21 protein-coding genes and 1 pseudogene are annotated in these 18,498 nt (G+C 62.1%); 18 read left to right on the forward strand and 4 right to left on the reverse strand.

Going from position 1 to position 18,498, the window contains the following annotated elements:
- Positions 1–66 precede the first annotated feature (66 nt).
- Positions 67–531 (reverse strand): cupin domain-containing protein, encoded by a 465-nt coding sequence (locus tag A0J57_RS05990; protein WP_004212697.1) that lies wholly within the window; start codon positions 529–531, stop codon positions 67–69.
- Positions 532–788: 257 nt separating this feature from the next.
- Complete coding sequence (locus A0J57_RS05995) at positions 789–1,247, reverse strand: Rrf2 family transcriptional regulator (protein WP_004212699.1); 459 nt, start codon at positions 1,245–1,247, stop codon at positions 789–791.
- A gap of 109 nt (positions 1,248–1,356) precedes the next feature.
- Here A0J57_RS05995 and A0J57_RS06000 point away from each other — a divergent pair, with 109 nt between their 5' ends.
- From A0J57_RS06000 to A0J57_RS06080, 16 genes and pseudogenes are all read left to right on the forward strand, one after another.
- Positions 1,357–1,794, forward strand: a complete 438-nt coding sequence (locus A0J57_RS06000) for a group III truncated hemoglobin (protein WP_004212701.1) — start codon at positions 1,357–1,359, stop codon at positions 1,792–1,794.
- The gene (locus A0J57_RS06005; RefSeq protein WP_004212703.1) at positions 1,787–2,062 is read left to right on the forward strand and encodes a DUF1971 domain-containing protein; all 276 of its coding nucleotides are present in this window, start codon (positions 1,787–1,789) and stop codon (positions 2,060–2,062) included. The genes A0J57_RS06000 and A0J57_RS06005 overlap by 8 nt, the downstream gene beginning before the upstream one ends.
- 40 nt (positions 2,063–2,102) lie before the next feature.
- Complete coding sequence (hmpA, locus tag A0J57_RS06010) at positions 2,103–3,314, forward strand: NO-inducible flavohemoprotein (protein ID WP_004212704.1); 1,212 nt, start codon at positions 2,103–2,105, stop codon at positions 3,312–3,314.
- Positions 3,315–3,326: 12 nt separating this feature from the next.
- Positions 3,327–3,788, forward strand: a complete 462-nt coding sequence (locus A0J57_RS06015) for a hypothetical protein (RefSeq protein ID WP_004212706.1) — start codon at positions 3,327–3,329, stop codon at positions 3,786–3,788.
- A gap of 249 nt (positions 3,789–4,037) precedes the next feature.
- Positions 4,038–4,826: a YbaY family lipoprotein gene (locus A0J57_RS26830; RefSeq protein ID WP_025549134.1), complete on the forward strand. Its 789-nt coding sequence runs from the start codon at positions 4,038–4,040 to the stop codon at positions 4,824–4,826.
- A 345-nt stretch (positions 4,827–5,171) separates the two neighbouring features.
- Positions 5,172–6,815 (forward strand): cytochrome-c oxidase, cbb3-type subunit I, encoded by a 1,644-nt coding sequence (gene ccoN / locus A0J57_RS06025; RefSeq protein WP_004212708.1) that lies wholly within the window; start codon positions 5,172–5,174, stop codon positions 6,813–6,815.
- 3 nt (positions 6,816–6,818) lie between these two features.
- Positions 6,819–7,571, forward strand: coding sequence for a cytochrome-c oxidase, cbb3-type subunit II (gene ccoO, locus A0J57_RS06030; protein ID WP_004212709.1), 753 nt, complete (start codon positions 6,819–6,821; stop codon positions 7,569–7,571).
- Positions 7,572–7,586: 15 nt separating this feature from the next.
- Positions 7,587–7,757 carry a cbb3-type cytochrome c oxidase subunit 3 gene (locus tag A0J57_RS06035; protein WP_004212711.1) on the forward strand — a complete coding sequence of 57 codons (171 nt, stop codon included), beginning with the start codon at positions 7,587–7,589 and terminating at the stop codon, positions 7,755–7,757.
- Entirely contained in the window at positions 7,748–8,626 is an 879-nt protein-coding gene (gene ccoP, locus A0J57_RS06040; protein WP_004212713.1) for a cytochrome-c oxidase, cbb3-type subunit III, read from the forward strand. Before A0J57_RS06035 ends, ccoP begins: the two co-directional genes overlap by 10 nt.
- Positions 8,627–8,824: 198 nt before the next feature.
- Entirely contained in the window at positions 8,825–9,643 is an 819-nt protein-coding gene (locus A0J57_RS06050) for a DUF2189 domain-containing protein (RefSeq protein ID WP_004212715.1), read from the forward strand.
- A 2-nt stretch (positions 9,644–9,645) separates the two neighbouring features.
- A complete protein-coding gene (locus A0J57_RS06055; protein WP_004212717.1) occupies positions 9,646–11,907 on the forward strand; it encodes a heavy metal translocating P-type ATPase in 2,262 nt (753 codons plus the stop codon).
- Entirely contained in the window at positions 11,904–12,113 is a 210-nt protein-coding gene (gene ccoS / locus A0J57_RS06060) for a cbb3-type cytochrome oxidase assembly protein CcoS (RefSeq protein ID WP_004212718.1), read from the forward strand. Before A0J57_RS06055 ends, ccoS begins: the two co-directional genes overlap by 4 nt.
- 39 nt (positions 12,114–12,152) lie before the next feature.
- Complete coding sequence (locus A0J57_RS27135) at positions 12,153–12,278, forward strand: hypothetical protein (RefSeq protein ID WP_004212719.1); 126 nt, start codon at positions 12,153–12,155, stop codon at positions 12,276–12,278.
- Positions 12,279–12,375: 97 nt separating this feature from the next.
- Positions 12,376–13,546 (forward strand): annotated as a pseudogene (locus A0J57_RS06070) (IS3 family transposase).
- 315 nt (positions 13,547–13,861) lie between these two features.
- Positions 13,862–14,269 carry a single-stranded DNA-binding protein gene (locus A0J57_RS06075; RefSeq protein ID WP_004212722.1) on the forward strand — a complete coding sequence of 136 codons (408 nt, stop codon included), beginning with the start codon at positions 13,862–13,864 and terminating at the stop codon, positions 14,267–14,269.
- A 116-nt stretch (positions 14,270–14,385) separates the two neighbouring features.
- Complete coding sequence (locus A0J57_RS06080; protein ID WP_004212723.1) at positions 14,386–14,931, forward strand: PepSY-associated TM helix domain-containing protein; 546 nt, start codon at positions 14,386–14,388, stop codon at positions 14,929–14,931.
- Positions 14,932–15,138: 207 nt separating this feature from the next.
- Here the strand turns inward: A0J57_RS06080 and A0J57_RS06085 are convergent, their stop codons facing one another.
- Entirely contained in the window at positions 15,139–15,705 is a 567-nt protein-coding gene (locus tag A0J57_RS06085; protein ID WP_004212724.1) for a TetR family transcriptional regulator, read from the reverse strand.
- A 69-nt stretch (positions 15,706–15,774) separates the two neighbouring features.
- Here A0J57_RS06085 and A0J57_RS06090 point away from each other — a divergent pair, with 69 nt between their 5' ends.
- Both A0J57_RS06090 and corA read left to right on the forward strand, forming a co-directional pair.
- Positions 15,775–16,605, forward strand: a complete 831-nt coding sequence (locus A0J57_RS06090; protein ID WP_021245217.1) for an SDR family oxidoreductase — start codon at positions 15,775–15,777, stop codon at positions 16,603–16,605.
- Between the two features lie 449 nt (positions 16,606–17,054).
- The gene (gene corA, locus A0J57_RS06095; protein WP_004212726.1) at positions 17,055–18,023 is read left to right on the forward strand and encodes a magnesium/cobalt transporter CorA; all 969 of its coding nucleotides are present in this window, start codon (positions 17,055–17,057) and stop codon (positions 18,021–18,023) included.
- Positions 18,024–18,084: 61 nt separating this feature from the next.
- On the opposite strand, the gene A0J57_RS06100 is transcribed toward corA, so the two are convergent.
- Entirely contained in the window at positions 18,085–18,492 is a 408-nt protein-coding gene (locus A0J57_RS06100) for a response regulator (protein WP_021245219.1), read from the reverse strand.
- Between the last annotated feature and the right edge of the window lie 6 nt (positions 18,493–18,498).

Below are 18,498 nucleotides of genomic sequence, written 5' to 3' on the forward strand. Positions count from 1 at the left end.
TGGGCTACGAGGCGGTACAGCAAAGCGACTAGCGCGCTGCGCGCCGTGCCATCATGCCGCCCGTGATCAATTCTTCCTGGGGGCAGGCTGATCCGATTGAACGACCGGACCGCCTTCCGCTTCCCACCGGTCGACACAGTCGCAATCGTCATAGGCATCGACCGCCAAGGTCTCGGCGCCGGCTTTTGCCTGTGATCCTTCTACAGGCGGAAAGAGGATCGTCAGAAGCAGCACAGAGTTTTCCGCGCCCTTGACCGAGTGCGGCGCGCCTCCTTCGAGATAGACCCACTGGTTACGCCGCAGTTCGATCGAGCTTGCGCTGAGCTCGACTTTCACATGGCCCTCGAGGCAATGCAGCATGATGCTGCCCGGCACCTGATGCTGGCGCATTTCGGTGCCGCTCGGGATCACCAGCCGGATGGTTTCGAAATGGTCCGCCTTCACGATCGCTGTGGAATGTTCTTCATGTGTCGTCACGTTCTCGGGCAAGAGATCGACGACTTCTCCGGGCGCTGCGTGGTGAAGGGCCATATCGTTCAATTCCTTTCCGTGTTCGTGGTTTTATGATTGGAGCAAGACGGGCAAGCGGACTGCCGCGTGCGGTCCGGCTTGGAGCGTCCAGCGCGCAATACCTTTACCCATCGCGCGCCGATTTGGAGTCCTGCGGCGATCCATGACCGCGACGCGCGGCGACGACCGTCAAAGGGAGCGGGATCGACCGGTTCACCACATTCTGGACAGAACATGTCACGTTCCTCCTTTTCGGCTTCGATGCGCCAAGACGTCAATCATCCATCTGGCGCCGCAGGGGTTTCGAACCGATCGGCCGCGTTACGCTCGAAGAGCGACGCGAGATCTCGCCGCTTCGTCAGCAGGTCGGCAAGCGTATAGCGGTCAAGTACCGCCAGGAACGCGCCGAGCGCCTCCTTCAGCACGCCCGTCAGCCCACATGCAGGCGCGACCACGCATCCGCCGCAGTCAACGAGATCGAAGCCGTCCTCGGTCTGGCGTATGAGTGCGCCGATGTTGATCTCTTCGGGCGGCCGCCCCAGGCGGATGCCGCCCGACCGTCCACGCACACTCTCCACATCACCACTGCGTGCGAGTTGGTTCACCACCTTCATCAAGTGATTCTGCGAGATTCCGTAGGCCTGCGCGACCTCACCGATCGAGCACAGGCGGTCAGGCCGCGCGCCCAGATAGAGCAGCACGCGCATCGAATAGTCGGTGAACAGGGTCAGTTTCATGGGGCGTTCCCACTCTCTTCCTCAGCTCGTCGCATTAAGATGTATTCATCTTGCATGTTTTCAGGGAAAAGTATAGATGCATTCGGGATACATGATTGGAGTCGGGCGAATGACCGAGCTGGAACTGAAGGATGAGGCGCTCAAGCAGCTTGTCGACGCCTTCTACGCGCGCGTTCGCGCAGATGCCGACCTGGGGCCGATTTTCAACGACGCGATCGATGACTGGCCGGAACATCTCGAAAAGCTGGCGGCGTTCTGGTCATCCGTCATGCTCGCCAGTGGCCGATACAAGGGCCAGCCCGTGCCAGCGCACCTGAAGCACAGGTCGAGGATAACGCCAGCGCTTTTCGACCGCTGGCTCGCGCTGTGGGACTGTACGACAAACGAGATGATGGCGCCCGACGCAGCTGCGGCTCTGCAGGCGAAAGCGAAGCGGATTGCCGAGAGCCTGCAGCTTGCCATGTTTTTTCGGCTCGATCGGCCAAGCGTCGCTGACGGCGAGGCCGGGTCCATTCATTGCGAACGGCGAGTACCCACCCATGCCTGACATTCTACCCTATCGTTCGACGCCGGTGTTCGATCAGGACACGCTCCCGGCCGCCCTGCGGGCACGCCATGATACCAAGGCGGGTGTCTGGGGTTTGATCCGCGTTCTGGAGGGTGAGCTTCGGCTGACCTATCTCGATCCACCGTCGGAGGTTGTCCTGACGCCCGAACGGCCCGGATTGATCTTGCCGCAGCAGCCGCACTTCGTGACGCCCATCGGCGCCATGAAAATGCGGGTCGATTTCTATGATCAGCCGCCCGGCGCCTGATCGCCGGGAAACTCGAATCCCTTCCAACAAGGAGAAGTTTATGTCGCAGCCCCTCAGCGATCAGACCATCGCGCTCGTCAAGGCGACGGTCCCCGCGCTCGAAGCGCATGGTCTGGATATCGTGCATGAAATGTATTCCAGGATGTTCCAGAACCCGGACATTCGCGATCTTTTCAACCAGTCGCATCATGGTGACGCCGGTTCGCAGCCGCGCGCGCTCACCGGCGCCATTCTCGCCTATGCCAGCAATATCGACAATCTCGGCGCGCTGGCTCCCGCGGTCGAGCGCATCGCGCAAAAGCATGTCGGTCTCCAGATACTGCCGGAGCACTATCCGCACGTCGCCGAAGCACTGCTCGGTGCGATCAAGGCGGTGCTGGGCGATGCGGCGACCGACGAAATCCTCGGGGCCTGGGGGGAAGCTTACTGGTTTCTCGCCAATATCCTGATCGCGCGGGAACAGCGCGTCTACACCGAACAGAAGGACGCGGCCGGCGGCTGGAACGGCTGGCGCGATTTCCGCGTCGAAGACGTTGTGCGCGAAAGCAGCGTCATCAATTCCTTTGTCCTTCGCCCCGTCGACGGCGGCCCCGTCATGCGCCACAAGCCGGGCCAGTATCTTACCTTCTGGCTCGAAATTCCCGGACATCCGCCGGTCAAGCGCAACTACTCGATTTCGGCCGCCGCCAATGGCGAAACCTATCGCATTTCGGTCAAGCGCGAGCCGCAAGGGCTCGCGTCGGGCTGGTTGCACGACGAGGCGAAACCCGGGACGATCCTGAAGGTGGCCGCGCCTGCTGGCGAATTCTTCCTCGCCGATCATGTCGAACGGCCGGTCGTACTGCTGTCGGGCGGCGTGGGCCTGACGCCGATGGTGGCGATGCTCGAAGCCCTCGTTCAGAACGGCGCCGAAGTGCCGGTTCATTACATCCACGGCACGCATGACCGCGACACCCATGCGATGCGCGACCATGTCCGCGCTGTGGCGAGCCATGGCCAATCGATCGCGATCACCGATTTTCACCAGACCCCGCTCGAGGATGAAACAGAGGGCAGCGACTACGATGTGGCCGGCATAATTACCGATGAATGGTTGGTCGCCAGCACACCGGTCGCACAAGCGGACTATTACATCTGCGGGCCGCGTCCGTTCCTGCGTCATGCGGTCTCGACCCTGTCGCTGGCGGGTGTGCCGTCGGACAGGATCCACTATGAGTTCTTCGGCCCGGCCGACGAACTGCTCGCGGCCTGAGGGAGCGGAGGCATGGACGACATCATCCTGGCCCGGGCCGTTCATGTCCTGGCGGTCCTTGTCTGGATCGGCGGCGTGGCGTTCGTGACGCTTGTGGTGATGCCGTCCGTGCGCGCCGCCAATCCGCCGGCGGAGCGGCTGGCGGCCTTTCATCGACTGGAGGGGCGCTTTGCGGCGCAGGCGCGCATCTGGGTGCTATTGGCAGGACTGAGCGGCTTCTGGATGATCTATCGCGCGCAGATGTGGGACCGCTTTTTCGATCTTCGCTTCTGGTGGATGCATGCGATGGTAGGGCTGTGGGCCGTGTTCGCCGCGATGCTTTTCGTGATCGAGCCGCTGTTTCTCCACCGCCGAATGATGACATCGGTCAAGCCCGCCGCAGATTTTGCCCGAATGGAGACACTTCACCGAATATTGCTGGGTATCGCGGCTGTCACGGTTCTCGGCGCAGTGGCGGGAAGCCACGGGTTCTAGACTGCGCTTTTCGTGTGGTTCCAAAATTCAGTGGCTGTCTCCCAAGAGGGGATCAGATATCCGCCGGGGCCGCCCGCGCCAATCCAGCCCAATCTTCCGCCCGCCATCGGACGTTCGTGGTTCGGAACCATCCTATGCGAAGTCGATTCCCACAGGACTGCCGCTCGAAGCCCTCCCATTATTGCCGATGCCATGGGTTCCGCCTGACCTGCTCTCTTCCGCTCCAATCGCACAGCAAAGTGAAACGCCATGTTCAACAAGCCATTCACAGCCGTACTGGCGATGACCATGCTCGCGCTCGGCGGCTGCGCGACAGGCGCGCGATACGTCGATCCCCAAGCCCCCATTGCGGAGCTGAGAGACAAGGTCGTAACCGGCAACGCATCCTATCGACAGCGCATCGCTCTGCCCGCCCGCGCGAAATTCAACGTGAGACTGCTGGACGTTTCGCGCGCCGATGCGAGATCGGTGATCATTGCCAAGGAAACGCGCGAGACAGCAGGGCAGCAGGTTCCTTTGCCATTTTCGATTAGGGTGAAGGAACAGGACTTGAAGACCAACATGCGTTACGCAGTCCGTGCGACGATTACCGATCCCGAGGGCAACCCGATATGGACCACGGATACGGTTCATTCGGTCGATCCCACGCGGTTCGAGCAGGATCTGGGGACGCTCAATATGGTTCGCGTTGGTGACCGCCCGGCGGCTTCAGGCTTGATCGGCCCGCAATTCAAGGTGGAGGACATCAATCAGACCGGTCTGATCGACAAATCCAATGTGACGGTGCAGTTTTCGCAAGACGGCCGAGTGAGCGGATCGGCCGGCTGCAACAGGTTCACCGGCGACTATTCGATCGAGGAACAGTCGCTTCGGATCGGACGGCTCGCCGTGACGCGCCGGGCTTGCGTGCCGGCGCTCGGGAACCAGGAAACCAGGTTCCTGGCCATTCTGCAGGATGTGACCTCATGGTCCGTCAACAGCAATGGGTCAGTGCTCTTCCGTGCCGACGACGGACGATACCTGGCGGCGATACGCTGATTCGACCGCAGTATGCTGAAGAGCGGCTGCCGCTCAGTCCTGACCGATCGGAGACGGAGGTCGAGCCAGTCTTGGACACAGGCTTAACGGTCCAAGAGCTTGATCGGCAAAAGTCCATTGCGCCGTCGCCAAACACAGGTTCAAATTCGGCCGCGATGCGTGGCGAGCGACGCTGACCACTGATTTTTTGGTGTTTACCGCGGGAGACGGCAGGGCAATAGTTGGGAACTTCCGTCCGACCCGCGTGTTGCTGGTTCGGCGCGAGCTGTGTTCCCATCGGGAGCGAACCTGCTGCTGCGCTGTCAGCCCGTGGCGATGACCGATGAGGGGGGAAATAGATCGGCCATGATACTGACCTTGACCGAGACCGAACGCCAGATCGCGCTCGCCATTTCCGTTGCCGTCGGTCTGTGCGGCCTCGTTCTCGCAGCGGCAGGCAATCAGGACACAATGGAAATCCACGGCTGGCTGATCCTGGCCATTGCCGCCATTTGCGCCATCATCGTAATCCGCGGCATCTGGGGACCGGAACCGCCAAAATCCCGTTTGCAAAGCTACTATGACGAGCCCATCAAGGCCGGCATCATCGCCAGCATGGCTTGGGCGGTGGTGGCGATGTTCGTGGGGGTCTGGGTCGCCGCGCTGCTGGCATTCCCTGACCTGACGTTTGACAGTGCCTGGGCGAGCTTCGGCCGCTTGCGACCGGTGCACACCAGCGGCGTGATCTTCGGCTTTGGCGGCAACGCGCTCATCGCCACCTCGCTGCATGTCGTGCAGCGGACCTCGCGGGCGCGTCTTCCCGATCAGCTTTCGGCCTGGTTCGTGCTGGTGGGCTACAACCTGTTCTGCATCCTCGCGGCCAGCGGTTATCTGCTCGGGGTTACCCAATCGAAGGAATATGCCGAGGCCGAATGGTATGCCGACATCTGGCTGGTGATCGTCTGGGTGACCTACTTCATCCTCTACATCCGGACGCTCGCACGCCGCAAGGAACCACACATTTATGTGGCCAACTGGTACTTCATGGCCTTCATTCTCGTCGTCGCGATACTCCATATCATCAACAATCTCGCGATTCCGGTCTCGCTGGGCCATGCGAAGAGCTACACCATCTGGTCGGGCGTCCAGGATGCTATGGTGCAGTGGTGGTATGGTCATAACGCCGTCGCCTTCTTCCTGACGGCGGGCTTCCTGGGCATGCTCTATTACTACCTGCCCATCCGGGCCCAGCGGCCGATCTTCTCCTACCGTCTCTCGATCCTGAGCTTTTGGGGCATTACCTTCTTCTACATGTGGGCGGGTTCCCACCACCTTCATTATACCGCCCTACCGCACTGGGTTCAGACGCTGGGCATGACCTTCTCGGTGATGCTCCTCGTGCCGTCATGGGCTTCGGCTGGCAACGCCTTGCTAACATTGAACGGCGCCTGGCACCGCGTGCGCGATGATGCGACGCTCCGCTTCATGATGGTCGCGGCGGTGTTTTATGGCATCTCGACCTTTGAAGGTTCGTTCCTCGCCATCCGGCCCGTCAATTCGCTTTCGCATTACACCGACTGGACGGTTGGCCATGTTCACGCCGGCGCGCTCGGCTGGGTGGCGCTCATCACCTTCGGCTCGCTCTACACGCTGGTGCCGTCCTTGTGGAAGCGCGAGGCGATGTATTCGCCCGCCTTGGTCGAGTGGCACTTCTGGCTCTCGCTTGCCGGCACTCTTGTCTACATTTTTGCCATGTGGAACTCGGGCATCATCCAGGGCCTGATGTGGCGGACCTATACGGAGGAAGGCACGCTAGCCTACTCCTTCCTGGATTCGCTCAGAGCCATGTATCCCTATTACATCGCGCGTACGCTCGGCGGCCTTCTGTTCCTGATCGGTGCTGTGATCGGCGCCTACAATATGTGGAGGACCATTCGCGCCGCCTCGGCCCAGGCGCCGTTCGAAGGCGACGTCCCGCTACAGGCCGCGACGGCGGCGGGGAGGGCCTGAGCCGTGGCGGAACTGTTTCATCGCAAGCTCGAACGTTCGGCGATCGGCTTCGTGCTCGCCATCATCGCGGCTGCCAGTGTCGGCGGCCTCGTCGAGATCGCTCCGCTTTTCACGATCGACGAGACGGTCGAGGAGGCGCCAGACATGCGGCTCTACACGCCGCTCGAACTGGCGGGGCGAAACATCTATGTGCGCGAAGGATGCTATGCCTGTCACAGCCAGATGATCCGGACGCTGCAGGACGAAGTTGAGCGCTATGGTCCCTATTCGCTCGCGGTCGAATCCAAATATGACCATCCGATGCTCTGGGGTTCGAAGCGCACCGGACCCGACCTCGCCCGCGTTGGCGGCAAATATTCCGATTTCTGGCACGTCGCCCATCTGACCAATCCGCGCGATGTGGTGCCCGATTCCAATATGCCGGCCTATCCCTGGCTGGCGCGGACGCCCTTGCGCCTCGCTGATCTGCCCTTGCACCTCAAGGCGCTGCGGGCCGCGGGGGTGCCCTACACCGATGCCATGATCGAGAATGCGAGCGTCGATGCCTTCGACCAGGCGACACCGGAAAGCTCGACCTCGTCCGGTATCACCGAGCGGTATGGCGAAGAAACGCAGGTTCGCGTGTTCGACGATGTGGCGACCGAGGTCACCGAGATGGACGCGCTCGTCGCCTATCTTCAGGTTCTCGGCCGGCTGACCGACGTGCCGTACAAGAATACGGCCGCGCCGCAGAAGCCGCCAGAGCCGGTGAAATGACATGAGGAGGCAGGCATGGACATAAGCCACGAGGCTCTTGTTGCATTCTCGAAAAGCTGGGGGCTGTTCTACCTCATCGGTCTGATGATCGGTGTCCTCATTTATACGTTCCGGCCGTCCAATCGTGGCAAGTTCAACCGAGCCAAACAAAGCGTTCTCGATCAGGACGACAAGCCATGGACGTAGAGCGCGATCCCGTCAGCGGTCATGAAACGACCGGCCATGTCTGGAATGGCATCAAGGAGCTCGATACGCCGGTCCCCAAGGGTGTGCTGATTTTTCTGATCGTCACCCATCTCTTCGCTTTCGCCTGGTGGATTCTCATGCCGACTTGGCCCTTGGGCGACACCTACACCAAGGGAATTCTCAACATCGACCAGCGCACCTCGGTCGAAAAGCACCTGGTCGATTCGCAGGCGGGACGGGCCGACTGGATAAAGCGGATCGAAAGCGAGAACCTCGAGCAGATCGCGGCCGACCCCCGGCTCATGACCATCGTGCGTAGCACCGGCCACCGGTTGTTCGGCGACAACTGCGCCGCCTGCCACGGCATTAATGCCAAGGGGGGTTATGGTTATCCCGATCTGACCGATGACGACTGGATCTGGGGCGGCGACCTTGAGACGATCGCGCAGACCATGCGCGTTGGGGTCAATGTGGAGCATCCGCAGGGGCGCGTCTCGCAGATGCCCTCGTTCGGACGCGACGGGATACTCGATGCCGATCAGGTCAGTCTGGCGGCCAACTATGTCTACGCCTTGTCGCATCCCAAGTTCGTGACGAATGCCAATCGGACGTCGATTGTATCGGGGCGCGAGGTCTTCATGGCCAATTGCGCGATTTGCCATGGCGAGGATGCGCGCGGGAAGCGCGATGTCGGCGCTCCCAATCTGACGGACGCGCGTTGGATCTATGGAGGAGACATCGATCAGATCGTGGAGACCGTCCATGGCGGACGCCAGGGGCATATGCCGACATGGGACGAGCGGCTTACGGACTCGGATATCAAGATATTGGCGCTCTATGTTCATTCGCTGAGCGCGCCTCAGCGATGACGGCCATGCGATCCCGATCCCGGTGGCTGGTCTGGACGCTGGTGGCAGCAGGCCTTTTGCTGTTCGTTCTTGCGAACGCGCATTTTTTCTACGTCGCCTTTCGCTCGCAGCCCGAATGCGTGGGACATTTGAAGGAACGCGCGAACGGGAGCGGGCAGTATCGCGCGGCGAAATCGGCATGCTGAAAGGTAGCGGGACATGAGCGATAAAAGCCCCTCTTATGGCTTGCTGAGCCAGACCTCGGGCATCGAGGAGACGAAGAGCGCGCGGTTTCAGCGCCATCTTCCCGCTTCCATCGGCTTCCAATGGCTCAAGGCCGGATGGCAGGATCTTTTCCATCGGCCGATGCCGAGCCTGGCCTACGGTCTGGGCATTTTCCTTCTGTCTCTCGCTGCTGTCGCGATGCTCGCGCTGTATGGCCGCGACTATATTCTTTTTCCCGCGCTCGCCGGCTTCATGATCATTGCCCCGCTGCTGGCCATCGGACTCTATGAGAAAAGCCGCAACCGAGAAGCGGGACGCGATACGTCGCTGCGCGAAATGCTCCTGGTGAAACCGGCGGCGGGCCCGCAGGTGCTTTTCACCGGGGTCCTGCTCAGCCTGCTGATGCTACTGTGGATGCGATCCGCGGTGCTCATCTATGCGTTGTTCTTCGGCGTGCGCCCCTTTCCCGGCCTGCCTCACATAACCGCCTTCCTGCTGACCGAGCCGGTGGGATGGATTATTCTCGGCGTCGGCACGGCGGTGGGCGGCCTGTTCGCCTCATTCGCTTTTGCGATCAGTGTTTTTGCCATTCCGATGCTCCTCGATCGCAAGGTCGATGCGCTCACGGCGATGGGAACAAGCACGGCGCTCGTCTGGAACAACCTTGCGCCGATGATCGTCTGGGGCGCCATCGTCCTTGCGCTTTTCATACTCTGCGCGGCTACGGGCTTGATCGGCCTCATCGTCATCTTCCCGTGGCTTGGACATGCCACATGGCATGCCTATCGCGCGGTCTCAGACACGCAGGCCTAGACATGGCCAGCCATGCCATGCCTGCCGTCCAGGCGCCGACATCATTGACCGGGCAATCGGTCGATGAACTCATCTTCGCCAGCCAATCGCTGGATGACGGAACGATGAGGACGCAACTGTCGGTCCCGACCGCGCATTGCGGCGGATGCATGGCGAAGATCGAGCGCATCCTTGGTAACCTCGAGGGCGTCGTAGCGGCTCGGGTCAATCTATCGACGCGGCGTGTGACCGTCACATGGCGGCAAGCGCAAACCGCGAGTGCACCGCCTTTGCTGGCAACGCTGAACGAGGCGGGCTTCGAGGCAAATCTTCTCAGCCAACCGGACGAACGCGCCGATCCCGAAAAGCGCCGGCTGATCGTCGCGACAGCGGTCGCCGGCTTCGCGGCGATGAACATCATGCTGCTTTCGGTGTCGGTCTGGTCAGGCGCCGACCCCGCTACGCGGCAGCTGTTCCATCTCATCTCGGCGCTGCTCGCGCTTCCCGCGGTATTCTTTTCGGGGCGCATCTTCTTCTTGTCGGCATGGTCGGCATTGCGCGCGGGACGCACCAATATGGATGTGCCCATCTCGATCGGCATCGTCCTGACACTGGGTCTCAGCATCTACGACACGCTGCATTTCGGACGCCATGCCTATTTCGACGCGGTCGTGACGCTGATCTTTTTCCTGCTTGTCGGACGAACGCTCGACCATGCCATGCGTGACAAGGCCCGTTCGGCCGTGCTCGGGCTGACGCGAATGACGCCTGCGGGCGCGAATGTAATCGGCACGGATGGATCGCGCGCTTTTAGACCGCTCGAGGATGTCTCGGTGGGTGATGTCATCCTCGTCGCGCCAGGCGAGCGTGTTCCGCTGGATGGTCTTGTCCTTGCGGGCGAGGGCGATCTCGACACTGCCGCGGTCACGGGCGAGGCGATGCCGGTGCCGGTACGACCGGGAAGCACGCTCGTTTCGGGCATGCTGAATCTCAATGGTTCGCTCAAGGTGCGTGTGACCAACAGCCACGCGCGGTCCTTTCTATCCGAAATGGTGCGAATGATGGAAGCGGCCGAGCAGGGCAGAGCACGCTATCGCCGTCTCGCCGACCGTGTTGCGGCCTATTACTCGCCGATCATCCATTCGCTGGCCTTGGCCGTGTTTGCCGGGTGGTTCCTTGACACAGGCGATTGGCATCGGGCGCTGACCATTGCCATTTCGGTGCTCATTGTGACCTGTCCCTGCGCGCTTGGTCTCGCCATACCCATGGTTCAGGTCGCCGCGGCGAAGCGCTTGTTCGAGCACGGCATCGCGCTCAAGGATGGAAGCGCGCTCGAGCGGCTTGCACAGGTCGATACCGTGATTTTCGACAAGACCGGCACGCTCACTCATGGCGATTTGCGAGTGAGCAAGATCGCCATCGATGAACCCTATCGCGCAATCGTGATGGCGCTGGCGTCGCGTTCCAACCATCCCGTCGCACGCGCGATTGCCGCCAACGGCGGCGCCTTGTCCGGCCTCGATCTGGACAGTTTTTCCGAGCTGCCGGGCCGGGGTTTGGAGGGCCAGCGGAACGGCCATCTGTTTCGCCTGGGGCGTGCCGATTGGGCTTTGAATCCAGGCACGGGCGAGAGTGGCGGTTTCCAGACCGTGTTCTCGGTCGATGGTGAGCTTGCCGGCCATTTTGCCTTCTTGGACGTTGAAAAGACGAGTGCGCGGGAAGCGGTGGCCAAGCTTGACGCGCTTGGGCTGCCTATCGAACTGCTTTCGGGCGATCACATTGCTTCTGTGTCGGGGTTCGCGAACGCGATCGGTATCGCCCACTGGCGTGCCGGATTGCTGCCGCAGCATAAGGTGGAGCGGCTTCAGGCGCTGGCGGACAGTCAGCGCCTGACCTTGATGGTGGGTGATGGGCTGAACGATGGACCGGCACTGGCGGCGGCGCACGTTTCGATGGCTCCTTCCAATGCCGCCGACATCGGTCGGGCGGCCGCGGATATTGTTTATCTCGGCCAGGATCTCGATGCGGTTCCGCGCGCTGTGCAGATCGCGCGCGCGGCCCGGCAACGTGTCCGCCAGAACCTGGCGCTTTCCGTCGGTTATAACCTTTTGGTGATTCCTGTGGCCATGGCGGGCTATGTCACCCCACTGCTTGCTGCCGTCGCCATGTCGCTTTCGTCGATTTCGGTCGTTGCGAACTCTCTGCGAATTCCCGCAGCACGCGGATCACGGCTTAGCAGGCGAGCGCCGGCACCGACCCTCGTTCCCCTGGCCGCTACCCGATGAGCGGGATCCTGTGGCTGGTGCCGGTCGCGCTGCTGATGGGCCTTGCTGGGCTGGGCGCCTTTCTTTGGTCGATGCGCACCGGGCAGTATGATGATCTGGATGGAGCGGCCGAGCGAGTCGTGACCGACGCCAAGTCAGACCAGCCTCTTGTCGAACCTGATGATTGGCGACCCGAAACCGAGGGCGAGGCAAATCGTTTGCGATAAGGATGGTGGTGTGGACACCATTGGGCAAAGGACGAAGTGATGATGCAGGCACCGAGTTGGAATTGGGTGGGCGTCCTTGCCTTCATCTGCGGGGCGGCGGTCATCATTCCCAGCCTTGTCGCGCTTGCACTCAGTCTTGCCGCTGTTGCCCGAAACCTCCTGTGAGGCTGGCATCGGTCTGACGGAGGGATAGTGGTCTACCTTGGAAAAACTGGTCCAATTCTGAAGAGAGCCCATTTGGGCATGAGAATTGGAGAAATGTATGGGACGTCAGAGGTTTACGCCGGAGCAGATCATAGCGAAGCTGCGTGAAGTAGAGGTGATTGTGGGGCGAGGCGGCACAGCGGTGGAGGCTTGCCGCCAGATCGGGATCGCGGAGCAGACGCTATATCGGTGGCGCAAGGAATATGGCGGGCTGAAGGTCGACCAGGCGCGGCGAATGAAGGATCTGGAGCGCCAGAATGCGCGGCTGAAGAAGCTGGTGGCCGACCTCGCGCTCGACAAGGCGATCCTGCAAGAGGCGTCGAAGCTGACTTTTTGAGTCCCTCCCGTCGCCGTGAGGCGATCGAGCAGATCCGTCGCGCGTTGCCGGTATCGGAGCGACGGACCTGCCGTGTTCTGGGCCAGCATCGTTCGACACAGCGCCATCCACCGAAGGATGATGCCGACGAGCGGCGGCTAACAGCCGACATCATCGCGCTGGCCAAGGACTATGGCCGGTATGGCTATCGCCGCATCCATGTCTTGCTGGGCCAGGCGGGCTGGCAGGTCAGCCTGTCAGTGGTTGAGCGTATCTGGCGGCGGGAGGGTCTTAAAGTGCCGAAGCGGCAACCGAAACGGCGGCGGCTCTGGCTCGGCGACGGATCGTGCATCCGGCTGCGCCCGGAGCATCGCGGCATGTGTGGTCCTACGACTTCGTCGAGGATCAGACGCACAACGGTCGCAAGTTCCGAATGCTCAACATTATCGACGAGTTCAGCCGGGAATGCCTGGCGATGGTGCCGCTGCGGCGCTTCCGGTCGAACGACGTGATTGACGTGCTGACCGATCTGTTCATCGAGCATGGGCCGCCCGAGCATATCAGATCCGATAACGGCCCCGAGTTCGTCGCTAATGCGGTGCGCGAGTGACTCGGCAGGCTTGGCGTCATTACCCTCTATATCGAGCCCGGCAGCCCATGGGAGAACGGCTATATCGAAAGCTTCAATGCCCGTCTGCGAGATGAACTGCTCAACGGCGAAATCTTCTACAGCCTTGAGGAGGTGCGGATCGTCACCGGCTGGTGGCGCGATCATTACAACCGAGCACGGCCCCACAGCAGTCTCGGATATCGACCACCGGCCCCGGAGACGATCAAGATGCCAGCCTGGCCGCTCGGCTCCGCTACGCTCCGCCTCCCGCCCAGGCTGGTATCAGAGGCGCAGATCAACTAACTACACAACCGGACCAGTCATTGCGGGCAGTCCATGTCCTGAGCTCGGCCCATCGCGATGTTGCGACATGGCTCTGCCGTTGCCTGGCGCCGAGGGAAAGCGCCCTCCGCCTGACTGATCCCCTAAGCCCGGACGGTTGCCGTGGGGCAACCCCCGCGGTGCCGGACCGGGTTGTCGCTCGCGCGCCTGCCCGCACCACTCCGGCCCTTGTGGGTCGGGTCGCCGCTTGCGCGTCGATGCCCTCGTCTCCCGCCGGTCTTGGCCGGGTCTCGTCGGAGGGACGGTCCCTCGGACGGAAGCAACGGAGATTTGATCATGCAGAACATCGTCATTCTTGCCGGCAATATCGGCATGGATCCGGAGAGCCGCACCACCCAGGGCGGGACCCGCATCACCCACTTCACCCTGGCGACCTCGCGTCCCCGCTATTCGGAAGGCAAGGTCGTTCGCGATGAGAAAGGCTACCGCGTCCAGGACACCGAATGGCATCGGATCACCGCGTTCAATGGCCTCGGCAAGACCGTGCAGGAGCATTGCACCAAGGGCATGAAGCTGCTGGTGCGCGGCCGCATCCATTACAGCGAATGGACCGATGGCGACGGCGTCGAGCGCTACGGCACCGAGATCATCGCCGAGACGATCGACTTCCTCAGCCGGGCGAAATCGAAGTCCGACGAGGCCGGCGACCCTGATCCTGAGCTCGACGACGACGTGCCCTTCTGACCCCCGGATCCCCGCGCGCTTGTGGCGCGCGGGGGCATCCAGCGGCGAGCCGGATTTGCCATAGCTCGCGAGGGATTTTGCAGGCGGGGGCGTCTGCACTATCCGCTTTCCGTCGCATGGGATCGAAGATCGCATGCCACACCGACCTCAACGAGGCCACGCTCAAAAATACGCCGCGCGGTCCGATATGGGTCCTCAAGGCGCGGGGCGGAAGCGAAAGCTGGTGGAACGCCTACACTGGCGAAAATGTCGATGAGATCAGTCTGGCAGACGCTCGGCGCTATGCTCTGATGTCCTACAAAGGATCCGGCAGGCTGCAGGCGGTCGACTATCAGGAAACGGCGCCCGAGGAAGCGCAGGTCGGCGGGCCGCTGTGGCGCGCCAGCTTCGCCGACAAGGAGCATAGTCGCCTCTATCTGGATCCGTTCACCGGAGAGGTGCTCAGTCGCCGTTCGGACCTGTGGGACTTCTATGATTTCTTTTACAAAATCCATATCATGAACCTTGGCGCCTCGCGCAGTTACAACCATCCACTGATCGTTGTCGCTGCATCGGCGACGTTGCTCATCGTGGTCACCGGGATCGTCATTCTGTTTTATCGCCTTGCGAAGGATCTCAAACGACTGCTGACGAAACGTCGCGCATCAAGGCCTGCGACCTGAGGTCATCGCGCTGCGACGGGCTCACTTGCCGATCCACTCCGGTTCGGCTGTGGCCGCGCAATTCTGATCGTCGCTCGGCCCGCCGTGCCCACGGGCAGCGCGAGCAGATGAGCCGCCGTATCTTAGCGGTCGGGTAATGTCGCGGGGTGCGATGGAGCTTGCTGTGTCCTGATCGGCGCGCGGGCGGGCAACGCGCGCCTCGCACGATCACACGCGCAGCAGTCGCCCCACCGCCCGCATGATCGTCGCCCTGCGCGCCGCATGCTCGGTAGCGTCGCGTGCGGCTCCGGTCATGCACCAGAGCTGGGTGAGGGCGGCGACAAGCCGGACGACGTCCATGGGCGTGAAGTCGGCGACGATCCGCCCCTCGGCCTGCGCCGCTGCGATCCCGTCCAGCTTCTCCCCGAGAAGGACCTCGCCGGCCGGGAGCATCAGAACATCCTGGCCACGCTCCAAATGATGCCAGGTCAGCAGCCTCCACAAGCGCGGGCGCTCGACCAGCAAGTCATAGGTGCGCCCCGCATAACCCTCAAGATCATTGGGATCGAAGCGATCGGCCTGCGCCGCGTCCATCACTTCCTGCGTCAGCGCGGCATCGAAGAGCGCCTCCTTGTCCCCGAAATAGGTGTAGAGCATCGGCTTGCTGATACCCGCCGCCTGCGCAATGCGATCGATCCGCGCGCCCGCCAGCCCATGGGACGCGAACTCCTCGGTCGCTGCAGCCAGGAGCGTCTCGCGGCTCTGTGCGGCATTCCGCCTGGTTCGTTCCTTCATCACACCTCCCGGCATTGACGCATTCCACATATGAAGTTACCTACCAGTTGGTAATATATGGAGCAGCATATGTCCAATCACTGGTTTCTCACGGGCGCGTCCAGCGGCATTGGCCGCCATCTGGCCGAACTGATCCTGGCCGCGGGCGACGACCTTACCGCGACGGCTCGCAGGCCCGAAAGCCTCGACGACCTTGCGGCGAAATATCCGAGCCAGCTGCGCGTCGAAGCGCTCGACGTCACGGTCAAGGACGATATTGCTGCGGTCGTGGCCCGGGCGCAGGCGCGTCGACCCGTCGATATTCTGGTCAACAACGCCGGCGGCGGCGTGATCGGCGCCACCGAAGAGATGTCGGACGCCGAGGTCGAAGGCCAGATCGCGCTCAATCTCATGGCGCCCATCCACATCACCCGCGCCTTTGTCCCCGCGATGCGCCTGCGCGGGAGCGGCCGGATCATCCAGATCTCCAGCGCCAGCGGTCAGGGCTCGCTTCCGACGAGCAGTCTCTATCATGCGGCCAAATGGGGCCTGGAGGGCTTCAGCGAATGCCTCCGCCAGGAGCTTGAACCCTTCAACCTGTTCGTGACGCTGATCGAGCCGGGTGGCGCGCGCACCAGCTTCAGCCACAACCTGCAATTCGCCAGCGAGATCGCCGCCTATCGCGATACGCCCGCCGGCGATATCCGCAAGATGTTCGAGACCGCCGGAAACGAGCTCTACACGCTCGACCCGCAAAAGATCGCGCAAGCGATCGTCGATGTCGCAACCAGCGACCATCCGCCGCTGCGCGTGACTCTGGGGGGTGACGCTTTCGGCGTTGTCCAGGCGGCGCTGCAATCGCGGCTCGCCTTTCTGCAGTCCCAGGAAGCGCTCGCGCGCTCGGTCGCTTTCGACAGTTGAGCTTTCCCGTCTTCCAGCTTTCGTCTCCGCGCGGTGCGATGCGCCTCACCGGGGCCCGGCAACCCCTGTCGTCAGCGCCGCTATCCGATACTTAGGTATAGCCATCCGACACGATTGCCGAAGCGCCAAACGGGCAATCGCTTGGTACCATCGCAAGAGAGGAAAACCTTCGCGGTCGCCAATCAAGGGTGCGCGGACCTTCGCAGTCTGCGTGCCCTTGATGTGGCAGCGCGCCGCCCAGCCACGCGCGTCATGAACGGGAGCGGCCTTCTGCGAAACCCAACGCTCCGCCGCATCTTCTATAAGCTCTCGCTCGAATTGCTGCGCGCCGCCTTCGTCTTCCTGCGACTGGGGTTAAAGGGCGAGGCGCGCCTGCTTGTGCACGCGTCTCAATGGGCGAGGCACACGGCTTCCGGTCGCCGCCGCAGGTGGCGGCACCGGAAAGTGCCATGAGCGTCGTCGCCGCCTTTCTTTATCACGAGGGCAAACGGCTGCGGCCGGTGACCCTGATCGATCCGGCGTGCGAGCATATCGCCAAGGATGACTTTGTGTGGATCGGCCTCTCCCAGCCCAGCGAAACAGAACTTGCCGACATCGCCGGAAATTACGGCCTTCACCCGCTTGCCGTGGAAGATGCCGGCAACGGCCACCAGATTTCCAAGCTCGACGTCTACGGTGACCAGTTGTTCATCGTCGCCAGGACGGCACATCTTGAAGGCGATCATATCGCCTACGGCTCCACCGCGATTTTCCTGGGCAAGAATTTCCTCATCACCGTTCGGCAGGGTTCGGCACGCTCGCACAGCGAGCTTCGCGCGCATCTCGAAATCACGCCGGACCTGCTGCGCGAGGGCCCGGACTATGTGCTCCATGCCATTCTGGACTTCATCGTCGATGGCTATTTCCCGATCGTCGAGGCGATCGAGGAGGACGTCCTCAAGATGGAGCAGCGCATGCTTGCAGCCTTTCTCACCCGCGAGGAGGTGACCCGGATTTTCACGCTGCGGCGTGAGCTCGTCCGCTTCCAACGCGTGCTCGGACCCATGCTCGAGGTCGGTCGCAAGCTGGTGAACCTGCAGCTTCCGCGGCTTGATGAGGCCTCCAAACCCTATTTCCGTGATTTGCTCGATCACATGCTCCGGGTTGAGAGCGCCATCACCGGCATCCGCGACATCCTGATCTCGGTGTTCGAGGCGAGTCACCTGCTCGAACAGCAGCGCCAGGGTGCGATCACGCGTCAGCTCGCCGCCTGGGCCGCGATCCTCGCGGTGCCTACCGCGATTGCCGGGATCTACGGGATGAACTTCGAGAATATGCCCGAACTGAAGACGCAGTGGGGATATTTCGTCATCCTCGGCGTCATCGCTGCGGTCTGCATCGGACTCTACATCCGGTTCAAACGCAACCACTGGCTTTGACGTCGCTGACCGCTGTCCACATCGCGCAGGGCTGAGGCCGCCGGGGGCAGGTTGCCACAGTTCAATGCTTTCGAAGCGTCTCGGCGCGGTGCCGGTCCAACGCATCGAGCAAAGCCCTGCCGATCAACGGCTTTGCGAGAACGTGATCGAAGCCCGCCTCGGCGGCCCGCGAGGCCAGCAGCGTGTCGTGAAAGCCTGAGATCATGATGGCCCGTCCCGACCATCCGATCTCGCGAAGGTGACGCAGCATCGCGAATCCGTCGATGTCGGGCATGCGATAGTCGAGGATGACGCAGTCCGCCTCCTTCGCGCGGGGGTCGGCCAACAGCGCGCGGCCGGTCGTATATCCCCACACGGCATAGCCGCGCGATCTCAGCAGCAGCTGGAGGCCACGCCGCACGCCGGGATCGTCGTCGGAGACGAGGATGGTGTATCTGCCATCATGCTGGGTGGAACGGACCGATGGCATTGCGAG

This window comes from Sphingobium sp. 22B, from assembly GCF_001580035.1.
Lineage (GTDB): Bacteria > Pseudomonadota > Alphaproteobacteria > Sphingomonadales > Sphingomonadaceae > Sphingobium > Sphingobium fuliginis.

Excerpts from the sequence above, each read along its gene's own strand:
- A0J57_RS06085 (WP_004212724.1), bottom strand. The coding sequence starts at position 15,705 with ATGAAGGAACGAACCAGGCGGAATGCCGCACAGAGCCGCGAGACGCTC.
- A0J57_RS06080 (WP_004212723.1), top strand. The coding sequence starts at position 14,386 with ATGGGATCGAAGATCGCATGCCACACCGACCTCAACGAGGCCACGCTC.
- A0J57_RS05990 (WP_004212697.1), bottom strand. The coding sequence starts at position 531 with ATGGCCCTTCACCACGCAGCGCCCGGAGAAGTCGTCGATCTCTTGCCC.
- ccoP (WP_004212713.1), top strand. The coding sequence starts at position 7,748 with ATGGACGTAGAGCGCGATCCCGTCAGCGGTCATGAAACGACCGGCCAT.
- ccoN (WP_004212708.1), top strand. The coding sequence starts at position 5,172 with ATGATACTGACCTTGACCGAGACCGAACGCCAGATCGCGCTCGCCATT.
- ccoS (WP_004212718.1), top strand. The coding sequence starts at position 11,904 with ATGAGCGGGATCCTGTGGCTGGTGCCGGTCGCGCTGCTGATGGGCCTT.
- corA (WP_004212726.1), top strand. The coding sequence starts at position 17,055 with ATGAGCGTCGTCGCCGCCTTTCTTTATCACGAGGGCAAACGGCTGCGG.
- A0J57_RS27135 (WP_004212719.1), top strand. The coding sequence starts at position 12,153 with ATGATGCAGGCACCGAGTTGGAATTGGGTGGGCGTCCTTGCCTTCATC.
- A0J57_RS06050 (WP_004212715.1), top strand. The coding sequence starts at position 8,825 with ATGAGCGATAAAAGCCCCTCTTATGGCTTGCTGAGCCAGACCTCGGGC.
- A0J57_RS06055 (WP_004212717.1), top strand. The coding sequence starts at position 9,646 with ATGGCCAGCCATGCCATGCCTGCCGTCCAGGCGCCGACATCATTGACC.
- A0J57_RS26830 (WP_025549134.1), top strand. The coding sequence starts at position 4,038 with ATGTTCAACAAGCCATTCACAGCCGTACTGGCGATGACCATGCTCGCG.
- A0J57_RS06100 (WP_021245219.1), bottom strand. The coding sequence starts at position 18,492 with ATGCCATCGGTCCGTTCCACCCAGCATGATGGCAGATACACCATCCTC.
- A0J57_RS05995 (WP_004212699.1), bottom strand. The coding sequence starts at position 1,247 with ATGAAACTGACCCTGTTCACCGACTATTCGATGCGCGTGCTGCTCTAT.
- A0J57_RS06000 (WP_004212701.1), top strand. The coding sequence starts at position 1,357 with ATGACCGAGCTGGAACTGAAGGATGAGGCGCTCAAGCAGCTTGTCGAC.
- A0J57_RS06035 (WP_004212711.1), top strand. The coding sequence starts at position 7,587 with ATGGACATAAGCCACGAGGCTCTTGTTGCATTCTCGAAAAGCTGGGGG.
- A0J57_RS06005 (WP_004212703.1), top strand. The coding sequence starts at position 1,787 with ATGCCTGACATTCTACCCTATCGTTCGACGCCGGTGTTCGATCAGGAC.
- A0J57_RS06090 (WP_021245217.1), top strand. The coding sequence starts at position 15,775 with ATGTCCAATCACTGGTTTCTCACGGGCGCGTCCAGCGGCATTGGCCGC.
- hmpA (WP_004212704.1), top strand. The coding sequence starts at position 2,103 with ATGTCGCAGCCCCTCAGCGATCAGACCATCGCGCTCGTCAAGGCGACG.
- A0J57_RS06075 (WP_004212722.1), top strand. The coding sequence starts at position 13,862 with ATGCAGAACATCGTCATTCTTGCCGGCAATATCGGCATGGATCCGGAG.
- A0J57_RS06015 (WP_004212706.1), top strand. The coding sequence starts at position 3,327 with ATGGACGACATCATCCTGGCCCGGGCCGTTCATGTCCTGGCGGTCCTT.